General features: G+C 73.1%; 3 protein-coding genes. All 3 read left to right on the top strand.

Annotated features, from left to right (window positions below; translation table 11 throughout):
- The first annotated feature begins 115 nt into the window (after positions 1-115).
- The 3 genes from egtC (at position 116) to ACWEVO_RS34400 (ending at position 2,685) form a co-directional block, all read left to right on the top strand.
- A complete protein-coding gene (gene egtC / locus ACWEVO_RS34410) occupies positions 116-862 on the top strand; it encodes an ergothioneine biosynthesis protein EgtC (RefSeq protein ID WP_452311589.1) in 747 nt (248 codons plus the stop codon).
- Between the two features lie 31 nt (positions 863-893).
- Complete coding sequence (egtD, locus tag ACWEVO_RS34405; RefSeq protein WP_452311588.1) at positions 894-1,859, top strand: L-histidine N(alpha)-methyltransferase; 966 nt, start codon at positions 894-896, stop codon at positions 1,857-1,859.
- A 238-nt stretch (positions 1,860-2,097) separates the two neighbouring features.
- Positions 2,098-2,685, top strand: coding sequence for a TMEM165/GDT1 family protein (locus ACWEVO_RS34400; protein ID WP_452311587.1), 588 nt, complete (start codon positions 2,098-2,100; stop codon positions 2,683-2,685).
- The last annotated feature ends 76 nt before the right edge of the window (positions 2,686-2,761 follow it).

Raw genomic sequence — 2,761 nt, 5'->3', positions numbered from 1 at the left:
TCGAAGGTCGAGCGAGCGGGGCGATGGCCCGACGGTCACCGGTGCACTCGAACCAACATCAGCTCGAGTGAGACAAGGGTGCACCAATGAGCGAGGCCCGCCGGGGGCGCGCCTGATGTGTCGCCACCTGGCGTACCTGGGGCCGCCGGTCAGCCTGCGCAGCCTGCTGTACGACCCGCCGTACGGTCTGCTGCGGCAGTCCTGGGCGCCGCGTGACATGCGTGGCGGCGGCACGGTCAACGCCGACGGCTTCGGCGTCGGCTGGTATCCGGGCGCGGGCGACCCGGTGCGCTACCGGCGGCCGCAGCCGCTGTGGAGCGACACCACGCTGCCGCAGCTCGCGGCGGCCACCGTGACCGGCGCGGCCCTCGCGGCGGTCCGCTCCGCGACGGTCGGCATGCCGGTGCAGGAGAGCGCGGCCGCCCCGTTCGGCGAGGGGCGCTGGCTGTTCAGCCACAACGGGGTGGTCCGCGGCTGGCCCGACGCGGTGGTGCCGCTCGCCGCCGAGCTGCCGGTCCGGGACCTGCTCACCCTCGACGCGCCGACCGACGCCGCGCTGCTCTGGGCGCTCGTGCGGCACCGGCTGCGGGCCGGGGCGCCGCCGGCCACCGCGATCGCCGACACCGTCGCCGCGGTCACCGTCGCCGCCCCCGGTTCGCGGCTGAACCTGCTGCTCACCGACGGGGTCACGGTGGTCGCCAGCGTCGCCGGCCACGCGCTGTCGGCGCGCCGCGCCCCCGACTCGGTGCTGCTGGCCTCCGAGCCCCTCGACGACGACCCCGGCTGGCAGGCCGTGCCGGACGGGCGACTGGTGGTGGCCACCGCCACCGGGTGGGACACCCGGGAGTTGACGGCCGTCTGAAAACCGCAGGTGGGACAGGAAGGGACACGACATGAGCGCGGAGCCTCTGGAGATCTACCTGGAGGAGCAGGACCTCGGGCGGAGCCTGCGCGAGGACGTACGGACCGGGCTGACCGCGACACCGAAGTGGCTGCCGCCGAAATGGTTCTACGACGCCCGGGGCAGCGAACTCTTCGAGGAGATCACCCGGCTGCCGGAGTACTACCCGACCCGCGCCGAGCGGGCGGTGCTGGCCGCGCACGCGGACGACGTGGCCGAGCTGACCGGCGCCAAGACGTTGATCGAGCTGGGTTCCGGCTCGTCGGAGAAGACCCGGTTGTTGCTGGACGCCTTCACCCGCCACGGCGACCTGGGCACGTTCGTGCCGCTGGACGTCTCGGTCAGCGCCCTGCGCCAGTCCACCGAGCAGATCGCCGCGGAGTATCCCGGGCTGCGCGTGCGCGGCATCGTCGGCGACTTCACCCGGCAGCTCGACCGGCTGCCCACCGGCGGCCGGCGGCTGGTGGTGTTCCTCGGCGGCACCATCGGCAACCTGCTGCCGGTGGAACGGGCCGGCTTCCTCACCGCCATGCGGGCCGCCCTGGAGGCGGGGGACTGGCTGCTGATCGGCACCGACCTGGTCAAGGACCCGAAGGTGATCGTGCCCGCGTACGACGACGCCGCCGGGGTGACGGCCGACTTCAACCGCAACGTGCTGCGGGTGATCAACCGGGAACTCGGGGCGGACTTCGACCCGGAGGCGTTCACCCACGTGGCGGTCTGGGACCCCGAGCACGAGTGGATCGAGATGCGGCTGCGGGCCGAGCAGCCGGCCCGGGTGCGGGTGCTCGACCTGGACGTCGACTTCGCCGCCGGCGAGGAGCTGCGTACCGAGGTCTCGGCGAAGTTCCGGCCCGAGGGGATCGCGGCGGAACTGGCCCACGCCGGGTTCACCCGGCACGCGTTCTGGACGGACCCGGACGGGCTCTTCGGGGTCAGCCTGGCGCGGGCCGACTGAGCCGGCCCGCCCCGCCGTGGGTGCGGCGGCGCACCCGCGGCGGCGGGCCCGGTCGACGTCGGCTAGGCTGGGCGGCGCGAAGGGGAGTAGCCCCCAATGTCGTGGTCGACATACTGATGCGTACCGCATCCGGCCACGCGGCCCCGGTCCCCGGGGCGGGCGAGACCTTCGACTCAGGCTGTCGCAGCCGGGTCGAGGGCGCCCCGTACCTCCTCCCGGCTTGATCGGGAAGGTTCACATGGACGGTTTCCTCGTCGCGCTGGTGATCAGCTTCGGCGTCATCTTCGTCGCCGAGCTGGGCGACAAGTCCCAGCTCATGGCGCTCACGTTCGCCACCCGGTTCCGGCCCCTGCCGGTGCTCATCGGCATCACGGTCGCTACCGCGATCGTGCACCTGGCCTCGGTGGCGATCGGGTACGGCCTGCACGCCGCGCTGCCCACCGCCTGGATCTCCCTCATCGCGGGCCTGGCGTTCCTCGGGTTCGGTGCCTGGACCCTGCGCGGGGACAAGCTCACCGAGGAGGAGAAGCGCAAGGCGGAGAAGACCAGCAAGTCGGCGATCGTCGCCGTCGGGGTGGCCTTCTTCCTGGCCGAGCTCGGGGACAAGACCATGCTCGCCACCATCACCCTGGCCACCAAGTACGGCTGGTTCGGCACCTGGCTCGGCTCCACGCTCGGCATGGTGGCCGCCGACGCGCTCGCCATCATGGTGGGCCGGTTGCTCGGCCGGCACCTGCCCGAGAAGGCCATCCGGATCGGCGCCTCGATCCTCTTCGCCATCTCCGGCCTCTGGCTGATCCTCGAGGCGGTCAACCAGCTCAGCTGAGCCGGCGCGGGGGTCGCGCCCCGCCCCGGGGCGGGCGGCGCGGAAAACGCCGAGCGGTAATTTTGGCGGGGGGGCC

Source organism: Micromonospora sp. NPDC003776 (assembly GCF_053605645.1).
The sequence above is the reverse complement of the archived record's forward strand: the minus strand, read 5'-3'. Positions and strand labels throughout refer to the sequence as shown.

What these genes read in the sequence shown, in the direction of transcription:
- egtC (WP_452311589.1), top strand. Translation starts at nt 116, where the DNA reads ATGTGTCGCCACCTGGCGTACCTGGGGCCGCCGGTCAGCCTGCGCAGC.
- ACWEVO_RS34400 (WP_452311587.1), top strand. Translation starts at nt 2,098, where the DNA reads ATGGACGGTTTCCTCGTCGCGCTGGTGATCAGCTTCGGCGTCATCTTC.
- egtD (WP_452311588.1), top strand. Translation starts at nt 894, where the DNA reads ATGAGCGCGGAGCCTCTGGAGATCTACCTGGAGGAGCAGGACCTCGGG.